Below are 17,378 nucleotides of genomic sequence, written 5' to 3'. Positions count from 1 at the left end.
CAGCGGGCTTGACCGCCGACGTCGCGCCTGGCCGTCGGTTACTCAATGCTTAAGGCGAAGGTTCCGATCGGATTGAGTAATTTCCGATCCTGAGACCATCGCACAGGGCTCGCTATCAAGGCTCAGTCCCGTCGCTTCTCCGCAAGCCTGTCCTGTGCTTGGGGCGACCACGGGCCTTCGGACCTTAGGGGCGATCGGCAAGGTGCCGGACGGCCCGCTCACCCTGGACTTGGAGATCGCCATGACCACCGACACCCTCTTGAAGGAATCCGTTCTCGCCGAACTGCTGTGGGAGCCGAGCGTCAGCGCCGCCCACATCGGCGTCACCGCCCGCGACGGCGTGATCAGCCTGATGGGCCACGTGAAAACCTTCGCCGAAAAGTACGCCGCCGAAGCGGCCGCGCGCCGGGTCAAGGGTGTCAAGGCGATCGCCGACGAGATCGAGGTGAAGCTGTCCTTCGACGTCAAGCGGACGGACGAAGACATCGCCGCCGCCATTGTCTCCCGCCTGGCTTGGGACTCCACCATTCCCAAGGATAGCGTCAAGGCCACCGTGCAGAACGGCTGGGTCACCCTGACCGGCGAGGTTCACTGGCACTTCGAGCACGACGCCGCCGCCCAGGACGTTCGCAAGCTCTGGGGCGTGGTCGGCGTCACCAACGAGATCAAGGTCAAGTCGCGGGTCAACACCGCCGACGTGAGCGGCGATATCACCCGCGCCCTGCATCGCTCGTGGTTCGACCCGTCCAACGTCAAGGTCACGGCCGACGGCGGCAAGGTCAAGCTCAGCGGCACGGTCCATTCCTGGAGCGAGCGCACCTTGGCGGGCAACACCGCCTGGGCCGCGCCCGGCGCGACCGTCGTCGAAAACGATCTCGTCATCGCCTGACGACCGCGACCCCTGCTGGCCTGGCTTTCAGGCCAGCAGGATCGGCGCCGCCTCGCGCCAGGCGGACGGCATCGCATAACCCGATGCTTCCACGACTGCCCTAAGGACGACCGGACATGACGCTCAAAAGCTATAGCGCCGCCCCCAAGGGGCCGTCTGATCGGGAGGCTGATCGCAGCGCCATCAAGGCCTATCTGGTCGGCGGCGGCATCGCCTCGCTCAGCGCCGCGGCGTTCCTGATCCGCGATGGCGATGTCCTGGGCCACAACATCACGATCCTTGAGGAGTCCGACACGCTGGGCGGCAGCCTCGACGGGGCTGGATCGGCGAAGGAAGGCTATGTCCTGCGCGGCGGCCGGATGCTGGAAAGCAAGTACCTGTGCACCTTCGATCTCTTCGCCTCGATTCCGACCCTCGACGACAGCCAGACCGTCACCCAGCAGACTTTCGCCTGGAACGAGACGATGAAGACGTCCTCCAAGTCGCGCTTGATGCGTAATGGCAAGCGGCAGACCGCGCCGGCCTTCGGTCTGAGCGAGGCCGACATCCTGACGATCGAACGCCTGGCGCTCGAGCCTGAAGGCAAGCTGCGCGACACCAGCATCAGCGACCAGTTCGAACCCTCGTTCTTCCAGACCGATTTCTGGTTCATGTGGTGCACCACCTTCGCCTTCCAGCCCTGGCACAGCGCGGTCGAATTCAAGCGCTACCTGGTGCGGTTCGCCCACATGGTCGATGGCTTCGACCGGCTCCAGGGGATCATGCGCACGGTCTACAATCAGTACGACTCGATGGTGCGGCCCCTGGGGAAATGGCTCACCGATCGGGGCGTGATCTTTGAATACAACACTCGCGTCACCGACCTAGGCTTGAGCGACGCCGGCGGCAAGATCACCGTCACCGACATCGAATATGACCGCATGGGGCAAGCCGGTTCGATCGCCTTGGCCGCCGGCGACCTGGCCTTGATCACCCTGGGTTCAATGACCGAGGGCTCGGATCTCGGAGCCATGGATCGCGCGCCACAATTACGCGAGAAGTCCGATGGCGGCGCCTGGGGGCTTTGGGAGACCCTGGCCGCGGGCCGGCCGGAGTTTGGCAACCCCTCGGCCTTCGCCGACCACATCGACGAGTCCAAGTGGGTCTCCTTCACAACGACCCTGCGCGATCCGACCTTCTTGCGCCTGGTGCTGGATTTGACCGGCAATGTCCCGGGCGAAGGCGGCTTGATCACCTTTCCGGAGTCGAGCTGGCTGGCCTCGATCGTGATCCCCCACCAGCCCCATTTCATCGGGCAGCCGGGCGATGTCGCCGTCTTCTGGGGCTACGGCCTGTCGGTCGACAAGCCGGGGGATTTCGTCAAGACGCCGATGTCGGCCTGTACCGGCGCGGAAATCATGACCGAGATCTTGGGCCATCTGCGCATCGAGGCGCAGTCCGCCAAGATCCTGGAGACCTCGACCTGCATCCCGTGCATGATGCCGTTCATCACCAGCCAGTTTCTGAAACGCGCCAAGGGCGACCGGCCCCTGGTCGTTCCCAAGGGCAGCCAGAACCTGGCCTTCATTGGCCAGTTCTGCGAGCTGCCCGAGGATGTGGTGTTCACCGTGGAGTATTCCATCCGCGCGGCCCAGACGGCCGTCTATGCGCTGCTGGGGCTGGATCGCACGCCACCCGCCGTCTATCAGGGCAAGTACGATCCGCGCGTGCTCTACAAAGCCTATCGGGCTTTGCACGACCTGCACGCCTGACGCTGACGGCCCCGATGAACCGTCGATAACGGTTGGGGCGTCGCCAGTTGTCGGCCAACCGAGGAGCCGACCTCATCAAAGGCCTTAGCCAAGGTGTTTCCTCGTCAAGTCTGTCGCGACGGCCGCGGGGACGAGCGCAAGCGCCGTGAAAAGCCCAACCAGCCCGTCACCCGCCTGTGCTCAAGGTTGGCAAGGCCTTCCAAGCCAAGGTGATCGCGCTGGCATTTTGTGCGCGCGTGATTGTCTTGCGGCGTCGCGCAAACGGGCGAGAGCTATTTGGCGACAGCCAGGACCCGCCTGTTGCGGGCTTCGCGGTCTTGCCGCGCAGGGCGGTGTCATGGGATGGGGGCGAAGGCCTGGGCAATCGCGCGGGCCAAATCTCTTTCCTGGAACGGCTTCTGCAAGAGGATCGCGCTGGCGTCCAGCTGCTGGGCGCTGAGCACATCGCCACTGATGAAGATGTGCGGCACAGGACCATCGAGGAGAAGCCGGCGGACGGCGGCCACGCCGCTGCCCTGGTTGAGATGGGCGTCGACGATCAACAGGTCCGGGCGCACGCGGGCGGCGGCGGAGACCGCGTCCGCTTCGGTCGCGGCGATCGCGCAAACCTCATGACCCATCGATTGCAGGGTCTCCGCCGTCAGGGCGGCGATGATCGCGTCATCTTCGACCAGCAGAATCCGCAAGGGATTGATGACGTCCGGCTCCCCGACCGCGCCCCCCTCGTTGAGCCAGGCCTGGGCCGCCTGGGTTTGCGCCGAGACGGTCTCGGCGGCCTGGAGGATTTTGAAGACGGCGGACGGCTCCGGCAAGGCGGATGGAACGGTATTGGACATGGGAGACCTCATAGGGGCGATCGTGGACGGGTCGTGGACGGGCAGGTCGCGCCAGCGGGCCGGGCGAGAACGCCGCGCAACACTCGCTCGATCCTTGGACGATCTACCGTCGACTCATCGGCTTTTGGCGAAGTCGGCGCTCGCCGCTTCTCGACGGCGAGCGCTCTCCAATCGGGTCCAAATGCCGCCATGGCCGGTGGGATGGCCTCACGGACGGACCGCGAATTATTTGGCCAGGGTGATGTCGACGCCGCTGACCGCCAGGTTGATCTCCAGGCCCTTGTCCTGGGCGTGCAGTCGGATTTCGACGCCCTTGTTGTTCTTCAGGACCGCCGTGCCGCCGCCGGCCGTACCGATCGCGCCGCCGGCGCCGGCCAAGCCGTAGACGCCGTTGAAGTCGGTCAGGGCCTTGAGGTGGTAGACCTCGGCCGTACCGGTGATCTTCTCGGCGCCGGCGCCCAGCGCGGTGACGCCCTTGGCCTTGAAGGGATAGGTTTTGCCCTGATAGGTCAGGACGCCCTTGCCCCAGCTATAGCCGACGCCCACGGCGATCAGGTCGCCGGTGAAGGTCGCGGTGGCGCTGACCGGCGCGGCCGGCGCCTTGGCCGCGAAGGTGGGCGAGGCGACGGCCATGACCACGAACGCGGCGAGAGGGCTGAGGTGAGCGAATTTCATGGTGGATCTCCTGTTCAAACCGCAAACTAGAAGATTTTGAGAAGCCTCGATCAGGCTCGGAAATTACTCACGCCAGATTTCGGGCCGTTCTCGACCCCAGGAAACTACGTCCGAACAAGTCTTGATGTGTCGCGGGTCGGTCAAAATGATATATTGATTTAAAGCAACTCTATCGCGGCGCTGTGCGCTAGATACAGGGTGCGTGTCCAATCGGATATCGCAACCGCCCAGAGACATATCATGCCCGGTCGCCGCTCCACACCGACCGCGGCCCGCCCGCCGCGGCCTTCGACGCTGCGCCATAAGCCCTTCCTAGTCGTGGCCGTGGGCGCGTCTGCGGGCGGTCTGGAGGCGTTTCGTGCACTGTTGAGAGCCTTGCCGGCTGACACGGGCATGGCGTTTGTCCTGGTTCAGCATCTGGACCCAAGCCACGATAGCTTGCTGGTCAACCTGCTGGCGGGCTGCACCCCGATGCCTCTGCAGCAGGCCGCGCAGGGCATGGCGATCCAGCCTGACCATGTCTATGTCATTCCACCCGGGGATTTCCTGGCCTTGAAGGCCGGGCTCTTTCAAATAACCGCCCCGACGGGCGCGCGCGGCGCGCGCTTGCCTTTCGATTTCCTGCTTCACGCGCTCGCCCTTGAACGCAAGGACCGCGCGGCCTGCATCGTGCTCTCCGGAACCGGCGCGGACGGGGCGGCGGGCCTGCGGGCCATCAAGGCGGCGGGCGGCTTGGTGATCGCGCAAGACGATGAGGCGGCCTATGACGGCATGCCCGCCAGCGCCATCGCCACCGGCCAGGTGGATCTGGTCTTGCCCATCATGGGGATGGCGGACGCGCTGATCGCCCATCGCGACGGCGCGCCCCAGACGGCCCAGGCGGGCGCCAAGCCGGTCCTCGCCGACCCCTTTGAAGCGATCATCGATCTGGTGCGGCGCAAGACCCCGCATGACTTCAGCGCCTACAAGCCAGGCACCCTGACCCGGCGCATCGAGCGTCGCATGGCGATGGCGTCGCTGAAGCCGACGCAGATCCAGGCCTATCTCGAGACGCTGAAGGGCGACCCGGCCGAGGTCGAGGACCTGGCCAAGGATCTCTTGATCCATGTCACCAGCTTCTTCCGCGACCCCAAGGTTTTCGAGTTTCTGGCCAAGACGACGGTGCCCGGTCTGGTGGCGTCTCATCCAGATCGTTCGCTTCGCGTCTGGGTGGCGGGCTGCAGCACCGGCGAGGAAGCCTATTCCATCGGCGTCCTGTGTCTCGAAGCCCTGAAGGCGGCCGGCCTGACATCAAAGCCGCAGATCTTCGCCTCTGATATCGACGCCGGCGCGATCGCGTTCGCGCGCGAAGGGCTTTATCCGCTCTCCATCGCCAGCGACGTGTCGCCCGAGCGGCTCGCGGCCTACTTCGTCAAGGAGCCCAACGGCTACAGGGTCTCGGCCGAACTGCGCGCCACCATCGTCTTCACGGTCCACGACATCCTCGGCGACCCGCCGTTTTCGCGCCTGGACATGGTGTCTTGCCGCAACGTGCTGATCTATCTGGGCATCGACGCCCAGGCCAAGACGGTATCGCTGTTCCACTTCGGACTTCGCGGCGACGGCGTCCTGCTGCTGGGCAAGGCGGAAACCGCCGGCTACGCCAAGGGCCAGTTCGAACCGATCGCCAAGACCGAGCGGCTCTATCGCCAGGTCGGCGTGGCGCGTCCGGGCGACCTGAGCGGCCTGTTCCAAGACGCCGATAGAACCTTCGCCAAGACCCACATCACCGCGTCGGCCGCACCCTCCCGCCAAGCCGCGCTCGCCGAGCTTTGCAAAGAGCAACTGCTAGCCAACTTCATGCCGGCCGCGGCCTTGGTGACCAGCAAGCACGAGTGCCTCTATCTGACCGGCGCGATCGACTCCTATCTGAACGTCCCGGTGGGGCACCCGACCCAGGATCTCCTGGCCATGGTTCCCACGAGCATTCGGGTGAAGCTGCGCTCGGCGATCCGCCAGGCGGGCCTGGAAGGCGCCCGCGTCCGTCTGGATGGCGGACACATCGAGCATGACGGTCGCACCCAGCGCTTCAGGCTCGAGGTCCAGCCTGTGCGCAACGGCGAGGATACGCTGTTCCTGGTCTGCTTCATCGAAAAGCCGGGGGAGGCCGTAGTGTCCGCTCGGGCTGTCGGCCAGGCGAGCGCGGGTCGTGAGGCGGAATTGGAGCGCGAGCTTGAGGCGACCAAGGCCGAGTTGCGCGGCGCGCTCCTGGACCTGGAGTTGTCCAACGAGGAGCAAAAGGCGATCAATGAGGACGCCTTGTCGGTCAACGAGGAGTTCCAGTCGACCAATGAGGAACTGCTGACCTCCAAGGAGGAGCTGCAGTCGCTGAACGAAGAGCTGACGGCGCTCAACAGCCAGCTGCAGGAGACCCTGGAGCGCCAACGCACCACCATGGATGACCTGCAGAACGTCCTCTACAGCACCGATCTGGCGACCCTGTTCCTGGATCGCGACCTGCGGATCCGCTTCTTCACGCCGGCCACCAAGCTCCTGTTCAACGTCCTGCCCGGAGACGTCGGCCGCCCGCTGGCCGACCTGAGGTCGCACACCGAGGACGACCAGTTGCTCGCCGACGCCAAGGTGGTGCTCAGCGGGCTGGTGCCGATCGAGCAGGAGATCGAAGCCGAAGAGGGGCTGTGGTTCGTCCGGCGGATCCTGCCCTATCGGGCGCATGATGGCGGCGTCGAGGGTGTCGTCATCACCTTCACGGACATCACGGAGCGCAAGCATGTCGCGCGCGCTCTGGAGGAGGCCAAGCAGGTCGCCGACACCGCCAACCGCGCCAAGTCCCGCTTCCTGGCGGTCGCCAGCCACGATCTGCGCCAACCGCTCCAAGCTCTGTCCTTGCTGCAGGGGCTGCTGGCCAAGCTGGTCGAGACCGACCGCGCCAAGGGTCTCGTCGCGCGTCTGGACGAAACCCTGGGCGCCATGGCCGGGATGCTCAACACCCTTCTGGACATCAACCAGATCGAGGCGGGCACCCTCCAGGTCGATAAGGCCGTCTTCCCGGTCAACGACATCCTTGAGCGCTTGAAGGCAGAGTTCTCCTACCAGGCCAGGGCCCAGGGCCTGGAGCTGGTCAAGGTTCGCTCGACGCTCTGGGTCGACAGCGATCCACGTCTGCTCGAGCAGATGATCCGCAACCTGCTGGGTAACGCCCTCAAATATACCAAGCAGGGCAAGGTCCTGCTCGGTTGCCGCCGCAGCCACGACACGGTCCGTATCGAGGTCTGGGACTCCGGCATGGGCATCGCCGAGAGCCAACTGGGCGCGATCTTCGATGAGTACCACCAGATCGATAACGCCGCCCGCGAGCGAAGCCGCGGACTTGGGCTGGGCCTATCGATCGTCAAACGCCTGGGCGACTTGATGGGCCATGCCGTGCGGGTCCAGTCACGACCCGGGCGCGGCTCGGTGTTCTGCATTGACGTCGATCGGCCACAGACCGGAGCGACACGTCGCCTCGCGGCGCGGGACGTCATCGTCGCCCCGGTCAAGACGGCCGAGCGGATAGGCTCGATCCTGGTCGTCGACGACGATCCGGATATTCGTGAACTGCTGCGGCAGTTGCTGGAAGCCGAGGGCCACACCGTCATGGCCGCGGTCGATGGGCTCGAAGCGCTCGAACTGCTGGCGCATCGGGTCATCGCGCCGGATATCGTCCTGTCGGACTTCAATCTGCCGGGCGGCATGAACGGATTGGAACTGGCTGCTCAGGCGCGCGGCGCCCTGCATCGTCAGGTCGCCGTGGCGATCCTGACCGGGGACATCTCCGCCGGCACGCTGCGCGACATCGCCCAGCAGGCTTGCGTCCACCTCAGCAAGCCGGTCAAGCTTCACCAACTGAACCGCCTGATCCAGGGTTTCCTTGCCAGCGCGGCGGCGGGTCAGCCGGTCGAGCTGCTCGAACACCACGTGGACGCCCCGGTCGTCTATGTCGTGGACGACGACGATAGCGTTCGCGCGGCGATCTGCAGCGTGCTCGAGGACGAGCACATCGCCGTGGAAGCCTTTCACACGGCCGAAGCCTTCCTGCACGCCTTCAAGCCGGGACGTGAAGCCTGCCTCTTGGTCGACGCCTATCTGCCCGGCATGGGCGGCCTGGATCTGCTTCATCAGCTGTCAGCAGCCGGTCACCATCTCCCGACCATGATGATCACCGGCCACAGCGACGTCTCGATCGCTGTCCAGGCGATGAAGGCGGGGGCCTCTGAGTTCATCGAAAAGCCGATCGCGCGCCTGGATCTGCTGGCGGCGGTGGCGCGCGCCCTGGACCAGGCGCACGACGCCACCAGTTCCTCGGCCTGGCGCATCAGCGCGGGCGCCAAGATCGCCAGCCTGACCTCGCGCCAGCACGAGATTCTCAACCTGGTGCTGGCCGGTCACCCCAGCAAGAACATCGCCGCCGATTTGGGCATCAGCCAGCGCACGGTCGAAAATCATCGCGCGACGATCATGAAGAAGACCGGAGCCAAATCGCTTCCGGCCTTGGCCAGGCTGGCGCTCGCCGCGGCATGACAGCGTCCAAAGCCGACGCGTACGGGGTTACCGTCCGACGCCGTTGGCGTACGCCGCTTTCGCCCAAGGGGGTCTTATACGCGGCGCTGGCCGCCAACCTCCTGGTCGCCCTGACCCAGGCCGCGGCGGCGGCCTGGACGGGCAGTTCGGCCATGACCAGCGAGGCCGTTCACTCCTTCGTCGATACGCTCAACGAGTTCTGCTGCTCTACGGCATCCGCAGGTCCGACCGGCGGGCCGATATCGAGCATCCCCTGGGCTATGGCCGCGAGCTCTATTCTGGAGCTTTGTCGTGGCGTGACCGGGGCCAACGGCTTGATCACCGTGCAACTGGCGCCCGACCAGATCCTTGTGGCCCTTAGTCTGAAGTTCGCCGACGAGATGCGCACCGGCCAGATCGAAGCCCAGGTCATCGCGGTCGAGCAGAAGGTTCGGGCCGCCTATCCGCAGGTGGTGGCGCTGTTCATCAAGCCGCAGACCGACCTCTCGTTTCGCGCCTCGCGCCGCGCGCGCCTTGGCGCGGCGGCCGACGACAAAGCTAAAGACTAGGGGTGGGCTTCCTCGAATTCGGCGTCGACGACGTTGTCGTCGGCCGCCGGCTCGCCAGGGGCTGAGGCCTGGCCCTGCTGGGCGGCATACATCGCCTCGCCCAGTTTCATCGACGCCTCGATCAGCGTCTGGGTGTTGGCGCGGATCACCTCGGCGTCATCCCCGTCCTTGACGGCCGTCAGCTCCGCAAGCGCGGTCTCGAGCGCGGTCTTGTCGGCCGCCGGGACCTTGTCGCCATGCTCGGCCAGGGCCTTGGCGCTGGAATGCAAGGTCGCGTCCGCATGGTTCCTGGCCTCGACGACCTGCTTGCGCGTGTCGTCCTGGGCTTTGTTGGCCTCGGCGTCCTTGACCATCTTGTCGATGTCGCCGTCCGAGAGGCCGCCATTGGCCTGGATGCGGATGGATTGCTCCTTGTTGGTCGCCTTGTCCTTTGCCCCGACATTGACGATGCCGTTGGCGTCGATGTCGAAGGTGACCTCGACCTGCGGAACGCCGCGCGGGGCCGGCGGAATGCCGACCAGGTCAAACTGGCCGAGCATCTTGTTGTCGACCGCGATCGGTCGCTCGCCCTGGAACACCCGGATGGTTACCGCCGACTGGTTGTCGGCCGCCGTGGAGAAGGTCTGGCTGCGCTTTGTGGGGATGGTGGTGTTGCGCTCGATCAGCGGCGTGAACACCCCGCCCAGGGTCTCGATCCCCAGGGTCAGGGGCGCGACATCCAGCAACAGCACGTCCTTGACGTCGCCCTGCAGGACGCCGGCCTGGATCGCCGCGCCCAAGGCCACGACCTCGTCGGGATTGACGCCCTGGTGGGGTTCGCGGCCGAAGAAGGCCTTGATGACCTCCTGCACCCGCGGCATCCGCGTCATGCCGCCGACCAGCACCAGCTCGTCGATGTCCGAGACCTTGTAGCCGGAGTCCTTGAGCGCCTGCTCGCAGGGCCCGATGGTCTTGGTGATCAGGTCCTCGACCAGGGCCACCAGCTTGGCCCGCGTCAGCTTGATGTTGAGATGGACGGGCCCGGCGGCGTTCATCGAGATGAAGGGCAGGTTGACGCTGTACTGCAGGACGCTGCTCAGTTCCTTCTTGGCCTTCTCGGCCTCCTCACGCAGACGCTGCAGGGCCAGCTTGTCCTGGCGCAGATCAAGGCTGGTTTCCTTTTTGAATTCGTCGATCAGGTAATCGACGATCCGCAGGTCGAAATCCTCGCCGCCCAGGAAGGTGTCGCCATTGGTGGCCTTGACGTCGAAGACGCCATCCTCGATCTCCATGATCGACACATCGAAGGTGCCGCCGCCTAGGTCATAGACGGCGATCTTCTTGCCCTCGGTCAGGCCGATGCCATAGGCCAGGGCCGCGGCCGTGGGCTCATTGATGATCCGAAGAACTTCGAGGCCGGCGATCTTGCCTGCGTCCTTGGTCGCCTGACGCTGGGCGTCGTTGAAATAGGCCGGCACGGTGATGACCGCCTGATCGACGCTCTCGCCCAGATGGGCCTCGGCCGCTTCCTTCATCTTCTGCAGGATGAAGGCCGAGATCTGCTGGGGCGAATAGTCCTTGCCGTTGGCGCGGACCCAGGCGTCGCCCTTGGGGCCGGCGACGATCTCATAGGGCACCATGCCCTTGTCCTTGGCGACCAGCGGATCATTGAACTGGCGGCCGATCAACCGCTTGATCGCATAGAAGGTATTGGCCGGATTGGTCACCGACTGGCGTTTGGCCGACTGGCCCACCAGTCGCTCGCCATCGTCCTGCACGGCGACGACCGACGGGGTGGTGCGGGCGCCCTCGGCGTTCTCGACCACCTTGGGCGTCTTGCCATCCATCACCGCCACGCAGGAATTGGTGGTGCCCAGGTCAATCCCGATGATCTTGCCCATGACGCGTTCGCCTTGCTGGTTGTCGAGAATCCGGGGCGGGATATCGCGGTCGACAACCTTGTCTGCCGCCGACGACCGGACCGGTTTGAAGCCCATCCTAGTCGCCGACGAGGCGGACCTATCAGGCTCGGAAACTACGCAGAGAGCGGCTGGCTGGCTTGCGCGCCCCCGTCAGGACGCTGTCGCGAACTGTGCAAACGCCGTGGCGCGCACCTGGTCCAGGCAGGTCGCGACCGCCTCGGCCGTGATGCCCGGGACGATGGCGGCAAAGTGGACATGGTCCAGGACCGACATCCCGCATACGGCGGCCAGGTGGTGATCGGCCGGGTGTCCTTGCCGGTCTCGGCGAAGTCACCGGTGGGGCCGGTGAGGCTCTTGGCGACCATGGCAATCTCCGGGTTACGTCCCGCTCCGCGGCGCGCGACCACTTTGGTTGGGCGGGTGAGGGGAGAGCTTGGGGCCGCGCCCGCAAGGACGCAGGGCCCGGAAACTACGCACCCTATCCAAGCTGGCTTGCGGAGAAGAAAATCTGCCTCGAATGGGTACCTTCCGAGGCTGTGCGCAACCGGCTGGTATCGCCAACGCGACCCAATCGCGCCCCGCCGCACGGGCGGCGGGGCTTCAAATCGGCTTGAGCTCGCGTGCCTCACACAGTCTCCAGCTCGCGTCGCGCCGCACCGATCCCCGGGGCTGCCTTGGCGAAATCCAGAACCACGCGGGAGGGGACGTCTCCGTGCTCCAGCCGTTCGAAGACATCGTTGATCGCCGAGAGTGGCTGCAGTTCGATGTCGGCCTTGATCTTGCCCGCGGCGGCGAAGGCTAGACATTCGGCCATATCCTCGCGAGTGCCGACGAATGAGCCGCGTACGGTGATGCAATTGGCCACCACGTCGAACAGCGGCAGAGGGAAGTCACCAGGCGGCAGGCCGACCAGCACGCAGGTGCCGCGCTTGCGGGTCATGCCGACACCCTGATTGAAGGCCGGCAGGGACGGCGCGGTGATCAATACGCCGTGCGCCCCGCCGCCGGTTCCGGCCTTCACGGCCGCGATGACGTCTTTGGCCTTGGCGTTGACCACCAGATCGGCCCCCAGCTTCTCTGCGTGCGCGAGCTTCCCGTCGTCGATATCGACGGCGCAGACCTGCAGGCCCATGGCCTTTGCGTATTGCACGGCTAAGTGGCCCAGGCCGCCGATACCAGAGATGGCGATCCACTCGCCGGGTTTGGCGCGGGTTTCCTTGATGCCCTTGTAGGTCGTGATCCCGGCGCAGATCAGCGGCGCGGCCTCGATGGCGCTCAGGCCGTCCGGGATATGGGCGACATAGTTGGGATCGGCGATCAGATATTCGGCGAAGCCGCCGTTGCGGGTGTAGCCGCCGAATTCGGCTTCGCCGCAGACCGTCTCCCAAGCCGCCAGGCAGTGCTCGCAGTGGCCGCAGGCTGAATAGAGCCAAGGCACGCCGACGCGGTCGCCTTTCTTGACGATAGTCACGCCCGCGCCCAGCGCGACGACCCGGCCGATCGCCTCATGGCCGGGGATGAAGGGCAGGCTGGGCTTCAGCGGCCAGTCGCCATTGCGGGCGTGCAGATCGGTGTGACAGACGCCGCAGGCCTCGGTCTTGACCAGGATCTGGCCCGGGCCCGGCGTCGGCACATCCCATTCCTGCAGCTCCAGAGGCTTTCCGAACGCCGTGACGACGGCGGCCTGCATCTTTTTGGAAGTCATGATGGCATCCTTTTCGGGGAGATCGGTTTAGGCGAAATCGCCTCGATGGGACTCAGGCGGCGGCGGCGCCCAGGCCGCGAACGGCCTGGATCATCTTCACCAGCACGGCCTCGGCGTCGCCGTAGACCATGTTGCAGTTGTCGCCGTAGAACAGGGCGTTCTTGATCCCTGCATAGCCCGTGCCCTCGCCGCGCTTGATCACGTAGACCTGCTTGGCCTTGTCGGCGTTGAGGATCGGCATGCCGTAGATCGGCGAGGATTTCTCGGTCCGGGCCGCCGGGTTGACGACGTCATTGGCGCCGATGACCAGCGCCACGTCGGCGGCGGCGAAGTCGCCATTGATGTCGTCGAGCTGATAGATCAGGTCATAGGGCACGCCGGCTTCGGCCAGCAGAACGTCCATCTGGCCCGGCATTCGTCCGGCCACGGGATGGATGGCGAACTTCACGTCGACGCCCGCCGCCTGCAGCAGCTTGACGAACTCATAGAGCTTCTGCTGGCCTTGGGCGGCGGCCAGGCCGTAGCCCGGGATGATGATGACCTTGCTGGCGTAGCGCATGGCGATGCCGGCGTCGGACGCCTGCACCGGCCGCAGGCTGCCCGCGATGGCGCCCTGCGTCTCCTTGGGAACCTCGCCGAAATTGGTGAACACCACATTGGAGACCGAGCGGTTCATCGCCTTGGCCATCAGCAGGGTCAGCAGCAGCCCCGCGGCGCCGACCACCATGCCGGCGATCATCAAGGCCGGATTTTGCAGCACGAAGCCTTCCAGGCCGACCGCCAGGCCGGTAAGGGCGTTATAGATCGAGATCACCACCGGCATGTCGGCGCCGCCGATCGGCAGGGTCATCATCGCGCCGAACACTAGAGCGGCGCCGAAGAAGATATAGATCCAGGTCGAGGTCGCCAGCAGCAGTGGCGATCCGCTCAGGACCGCGAACAGCACGCAACCGCCGACCGCCAGGGTTGCCGCCATGACCGCGGCGTTGGCGGCCTGCTGGCCCTTGAATCTCAGGGGCTTCTTGATCACGCCGTCCAGTTTGGCCCAGGCGATCACGGATCCCGACAGCGAGACCGCGCCGATCAGCGCGCCCAGCAGGGTGACGACGAGCGTCGTCGGGCCCGAGGTCTTGCCGCCGAAGAGTTCGACCGAGGCGATGGCGCCGGCCGCGCCGCCGCCCATGCCATTATACAGCGCCACCATCTGCGGCATGGCGGTCATGGCGACCTTCTTGCCGCTCAACCAGGCCAGTCCGCCGCCTATGGCGAGGGCGACCAGAGCCAGACCAATATTGACCGCCAAGTGGGGCTTGGCCGCCTCGCTGACGCTGAACACATAGAGGAAACTGGCGAGGATGGCGGCGACCATCCCGACGCCGGCGACGAAGATACCGGACGCCGCCGTAGCCGGCGACGACATCCGCTGCAGGCCGAACAGGAACAGGAAGGCGGCCGCGAGATCGGCTACGCCGATGATCAAGGCGGGGATCTGGGTGAGCATGTCGGGCCTCAGCTCTTCTTACGGTGATGCGAGCGAGCGAGGGCGGGCTTGGCGTCGCTGGTCTGGAACATGGCCAGCATCCGGGTGGTGACGGCGAAGCCGCCGGCGGCGTTACCGGCGCCCAGCAGCACCGCGGCGAAGCCGATCGCCTGCTCCTGGACGGTGCTGGCGTTGAGCAGGGCATAGAGGCCGCCGACCACGACGATGCCGTGCACGAAGTTGGAGCCCGACATCAGCGGGGTGTGCAGGATGGCCGGCACATGGCCGATGATCACCCAGCCGGCGAAGCCCGCCAGCATGAAGACATAGACGGCCACGAAGCCGTCCATCGCGATCGAGAGGTCCATGGGGTTCTCCGGCGCCGGCTCAGGCCGACTGGGCGGGCTGTTTGGCGGTCTTGGGTTTGGGGGCGTCGCTGGCGCCGTCGGCGTCGCAAAGCTTGCCGTCGTGGGTGAGGGCGGTCTTGGCCAGCACCTCGTCGGTCCAGTCGATGGTGATGATGTTGTCCTTCATCATCAGGGCCAGCAGGGCGTACTGGTTCTTGGCGTAGAGTTCGCTGGCGTCGCGGCCCAACATCGACGGCACGTTCAGCGGGGCGATGAGGGTCACGCCGCTGACCTGGATCGTCTGACCTGGCTGGGTGTCCTCGCAGTTGCCGCCGCCCTCGGCGGACAGGTCGACGATGACCGAGCCGGGCTTCATCCCCGTGACCTGGGCCGCGCTGATCAGGTTGGGCGACGCCTTGCCTGGGATCGCCGCCGTGGTGATGATCAGGTCGGACGCCTGGATGTGCTGCGTCAAGGCCTTGTCGACCTTGGCTTTTTCCTCGGCGGTCAGGGCGCGGGCGTAGCCGCCCTTGCCGGTGGCGTCGACGCCGGTCTCCACGAAGGCGGCGCCCAGCGACAGGGCCTGCTCCTTGGTCTCGGGGCGAACGTCGTAGCCCTCGACGACCGCGCCCAGGCGGTGGGCGGTGGCCATGGCCTCCAGGCCGGCGACGCCCAGGCCCATGACCAGAACCTTGGCCGGTCCGATGACCCCGGCGGCCGAGGTGATCTTGGGGAGCACCCCGGGCATATGCGTCATGCCCAGCGCTACTGCATAATAGCCCGCCACGGCCGACTGGCTCGACAGCGCGTCCATGGCCTGGGCGCGCGAGATCCGCGGGACCCGCTCCATGGCGAAGCAGGTGATCTTGCGGGCCAGCAGCCTTTTGACCAGCTCGGGCTCCCTGTCCGCATAGATGAAACTGACCAGGATCGAACCGGGCTTCATGGCGTCGACCACCGCCAGGGCCGGCGGCTGGACCGCCAGCACCACGTCGGCGGCGGCGACCATGGCGGCGCGATCCTCCAGGATCGCGACATCCTCGAAGGCCGCGTCGGGAAGCCGGACAGCCTCGCCGGCGCCGGCCTGCATGTGCAGCTTGGCGCCCAGCTTGATCAATTTGGGAATGACCGAGGGAGTCAGGGCGACGCGCCGTTCGTGGGGCTGCGTCTCCTTGAGGACCGCGACATTGACATACATTTCGAGAACTCCAGTCCCTGCCGCGCGATCGACGGCCAACGGCGGGCAAGGTCGTTGGCCGTACGAAGTCGCGCCTTAGGTCGGGGCGTCCATGGACGCGACGCGGACCAGCTTCTTGTTGACGAACTGCTGGATGCCCATGTCGCCCAGCTCGCGGCCATAGCCGGAGTTCTTGATGCCGCCGAAGGGCAGTTCGGCGTCGGACCAGTCGATATTGTTGATGAACATCATGCCGGTTTCGACGGCGCTGGCGACGCGCTTGCCGCGGGCGGTGTCCTTGCACCACACCGAGCCGCCGAGGCCGAAGTCGGAGTCATTGGCCAGGGCGATCGCCGCCGCCTCATCCTTGACCCGGAAGAACATCGCCACCGGGCCGAAGAATTCGTCGCGGAAGGCGGGGTTGTCGGGCTTGATGTCGGTCAGGATGGTCGGTTCCATGTACGAACCGGGACGATCGATGCGTTTTCCACCCATCAGCACCTTGGCGCCCTTGGCGACGGCCGTGTCGACCTGCTTCAGGAGCTGTAGGAGGGCCGCTTCGCTGGACAGCGGACCCAGGGTGGTCTTCTCGTCCATCGGATCGCCGGCCTTCAGCGCCTTGAGCGCCGCCTGGAACTTGGCCAGGAACTTGTCGGCGATCGCGTCGACGACGATGAACCGCTTGGCCGCGCAGCAGGTCTGGCCGGTATTGTACATCCGGCCCCAGACCGCCCAGGGGATCGTCTTCTCCAGGTCGGCGTCCTCCAGCACGATGAAGGCGTCGCTGCCGCCCAGTTCCATCGAGGAGATCTTCAGGTTCTGGCCAGCGCGGGCGGCGACGCTCTGGCCGGCGGCGACGCTGCCCGTCAGGCAGACGCCCTTGACCCTGGGATCATCGACCACCTTGTCGGCCTGCTCGTGGGAGATCAGCAGATTGGTATAGAGGCCCGCCGGCGCGCCGGCTTCGATCAGCAATTGTTCAAAGGCGATGGCGCACTGCGGCACGATCCCTGCGTGTTTCACGACCAGCACATTGCCGGCCATCAGGTGCGGACCGGCGACGCGAGCCAGCTGGTAATAGGGGAAGTTCCAGGGCTCGACGCCGAAGATCACCCCGATCGGGCTGCTCTCCATATGGGCTTCGCCGACGGTGGGGTTTAGCTTGACCGGGGCGAGGAAACGTTCGGCGTTCTTGGCGTAATAGGCGAGAATTCGCGAGCTGAACTCGACCTCGCCGCGCGCTTCGCTGATCCGCTTGCCCATCTCTTGGGTCATCGTCTTGGCCAGGGAGTCGACATTGGCGTGCATCAGGGCCGAGGCCTTGGCGATGATCACCGCGCGCTCGGCGTAGCTCTTATGGCGCCAGGTCTCGAAACAGGTCGCGGCCTTGGCAAGGGCCGCGTCGAGGGCCTTGTCGCTCATCGCGTCAAAGGATTCGACGGGCGTGCCGTTGAAGGGATTGGTGCTTTGATAGGTCATGAGATCTGTCCTGTTGGCTGTGTCGTTCGG

The 17,378-nt window shown here is 65.7% G+C and carries 12 protein-coding genes; 4 read left to right on the top strand and 8 right to left on the bottom strand.

Annotation, left to right across the window (positions count from 1 at the left end; all coding sequences use genetic code 11):
* Positions 1 to 241: 241 nt before the first annotated feature.
* The gene (locus ACW175_RS13120) at positions 242 to 889 is read left to right on the top strand and encodes a BON domain-containing protein (RefSeq protein ID WP_492100510.1); all 648 of its coding nucleotides are present in this window, start codon (positions 242 to 244) and stop codon (positions 887 to 889) included.
* Between the two features lie 116 nt (positions 890 to 1,005).
* Entirely contained in the window at positions 1,006 to 2,640 is a 1,635-nt protein-coding gene (locus ACW175_RS13115) for an oleate hydratase (protein WP_492100509.1), read from the top strand.
* A 335-nt stretch (positions 2,641 to 2,975) separates the two neighbouring features.
* Here the strand turns inward: ACW175_RS13115 and ACW175_RS13110 are convergent, their stop codons facing one another.
* The gene (locus ACW175_RS13110) at positions 2,976 to 3,476 is read right to left on the bottom strand and encodes a response regulator (RefSeq protein ID WP_492100508.1); all 501 of its coding nucleotides are present in this window, start codon (positions 3,474 to 3,476) and stop codon (positions 2,976 to 2,978) included.
* 225 nt (positions 3,477 to 3,701) lie between these two features.
* Positions 3,702 to 4,151 (bottom strand): hypothetical protein, encoded by a 450-nt coding sequence (locus ACW175_RS13105; protein WP_492100507.1) that lies wholly within the window; start codon positions 4,149 to 4,151, stop codon positions 3,702 to 3,704.
* A 240-nt stretch (positions 4,152 to 4,391) separates the two neighbouring features.
* Between ACW175_RS13105 and ACW175_RS13100 the strand changes: the two genes are divergently transcribed.
* Both ACW175_RS13100 and ACW175_RS13095 read left to right on the top strand, forming a co-directional pair.
* The gene (locus ACW175_RS13100; RefSeq protein WP_492100506.1) at positions 4,392 to 8,711 is read left to right on the top strand and encodes a chemotaxis protein CheB; all 4,320 of its coding nucleotides are present in this window, start codon (positions 4,392 to 4,394) and stop codon (positions 8,709 to 8,711) included.
* Positions 8,708 to 9,259 (top strand): cation efflux transmembrane domain-containing protein, encoded by a 552-nt coding sequence (locus ACW175_RS13095; protein ID WP_492100505.1) that lies wholly within the window; start codon positions 8,708 to 8,710, stop codon positions 9,257 to 9,259. Before ACW175_RS13100 ends, ACW175_RS13095 begins: the two co-directional genes overlap by 4 nt.
* On the opposite strand, the gene dnaK is transcribed toward ACW175_RS13095, so the two are convergent.
* From dnaK to ACW175_RS13065, 6 genes are all read right to left on the bottom strand, one after another.
* Positions 9,256 to 11,139: a molecular chaperone DnaK gene (gene dnaK / locus ACW175_RS13090; protein ID WP_492104958.1), complete on the bottom strand. Its 1,884-nt coding sequence runs from the start codon at positions 11,137 to 11,139 to the stop codon at positions 9,256 to 9,258. The genes ACW175_RS13095 and dnaK overlap by 4 nt on opposite strands.
* Before the next feature lie 646 nt (positions 11,140 to 11,785).
* Positions 11,786 to 12,865 (bottom strand): zinc-dependent alcohol dehydrogenase, encoded by a 1,080-nt coding sequence (locus ACW175_RS13085; RefSeq protein WP_492100504.1) that lies wholly within the window; start codon positions 12,863 to 12,865, stop codon positions 11,786 to 11,788.
* A 52-nt stretch (positions 12,866 to 12,917) separates the two neighbouring features.
* Positions 12,918 to 14,366: an NAD(P)(+) transhydrogenase (Re/Si-specific) subunit beta gene (locus ACW175_RS13080; protein WP_492100503.1), complete on the bottom strand. Its 1,449-nt coding sequence runs from the start codon at positions 14,364 to 14,366 to the stop codon at positions 12,918 to 12,920.
* A gap of 8 nt (positions 14,367 to 14,374) precedes the next feature.
* The gene (locus ACW175_RS13075) at positions 14,375 to 14,713 is read right to left on the bottom strand and encodes an NAD(P) transhydrogenase subunit alpha part 2 (protein WP_492100502.1); all 339 of its coding nucleotides are present in this window, start codon (positions 14,711 to 14,713) and stop codon (positions 14,375 to 14,377) included.
* Positions 14,714 to 14,732: 19 nt separating this feature from the next.
* Positions 14,733 to 15,890, bottom strand: coding sequence for an NAD(P) transhydrogenase subunit alpha (locus ACW175_RS13070; RefSeq protein ID WP_492100501.1), 1,158 nt, complete (start codon positions 15,888 to 15,890; stop codon positions 14,733 to 14,735).
* Positions 15,891 to 15,965: 75 nt separating this feature from the next.
* Positions 15,966 to 17,348: an NAD-dependent succinate-semialdehyde dehydrogenase gene (locus ACW175_RS13065; protein WP_492100500.1), complete on the bottom strand. Its 1,383-nt coding sequence runs from the start codon at positions 17,346 to 17,348 to the stop codon at positions 15,966 to 15,968.
* Positions 17,349 to 17,378 lie beyond the last annotated feature (30 nt).

The organism is Caulobacter sp. FV1ye6ST (assembly GCF_058681225.1).
Note: the sequence above shows the minus strand (reverse complement) of the source record. Positions and strands in the feature narration are given on the sequence as shown.

Excerpts from the sequence above, each read along its gene's own strand:
- ACW175_RS13085 (WP_492100504.1), bottom strand. The coding sequence starts at position 12,865 with ATGACTTCCAAAAAGATGCAGGCCGCCGTCGTCACGGCGTTCGGAAAG.
- ACW175_RS13080 (WP_492100503.1), bottom strand. The coding sequence starts at position 14,366 with ATGCTCACCCAGATCCCCGCCTTGATCATCGGCGTAGCCGATCTCGCG.
- ACW175_RS13110 (WP_492100508.1), bottom strand. The coding sequence starts at position 3,476 with ATGTCCAATACCGTTCCATCCGCCTTGCCGGAGCCGTCCGCCGTCTTC.
- ACW175_RS13105 (WP_492100507.1), bottom strand. The coding sequence starts at position 4,151 with ATGAAATTCGCTCACCTCAGCCCTCTCGCCGCGTTCGTGGTCATGGCC.
- ACW175_RS13070 (WP_492100501.1), bottom strand. The coding sequence starts at position 15,890 with ATGTATGTCAATGTCGCGGTCCTCAAGGAGACGCAGCCCCACGAACGG.
- ACW175_RS13075 (WP_492100502.1), bottom strand. The coding sequence starts at position 14,713 with ATGGACCTCTCGATCGCGATGGACGGCTTCGTGGCCGTCTATGTCTTC.
- ACW175_RS13095 (WP_492100505.1), top strand. The coding sequence starts at position 8,708 with ATGACAGCGTCCAAAGCCGACGCGTACGGGGTTACCGTCCGACGCCGT.
- ACW175_RS13115 (WP_492100509.1), top strand. The coding sequence starts at position 1,006 with ATGACGCTCAAAAGCTATAGCGCCGCCCCCAAGGGGCCGTCTGATCGG.
- ACW175_RS13120 (WP_492100510.1), top strand. The coding sequence starts at position 242 with ATGACCACCGACACCCTCTTGAAGGAATCCGTTCTCGCCGAACTGCTG.
- dnaK (WP_492104958.1), bottom strand. The coding sequence starts at position 11,139 with ATGGGCAAGATCATCGGGATTGACCTGGGCACCACCAATTCCTGCGTG.
- ACW175_RS13065 (WP_492100500.1), bottom strand. The coding sequence starts at position 17,348 with ATGACCTATCAAAGCACCAATCCCTTCAACGGCACGCCCGTCGAATCC.
- ACW175_RS13100 (WP_492100506.1), top strand. The coding sequence starts at position 4,392 with ATGCCCGGTCGCCGCTCCACACCGACCGCGGCCCGCCCGCCGCGGCCT.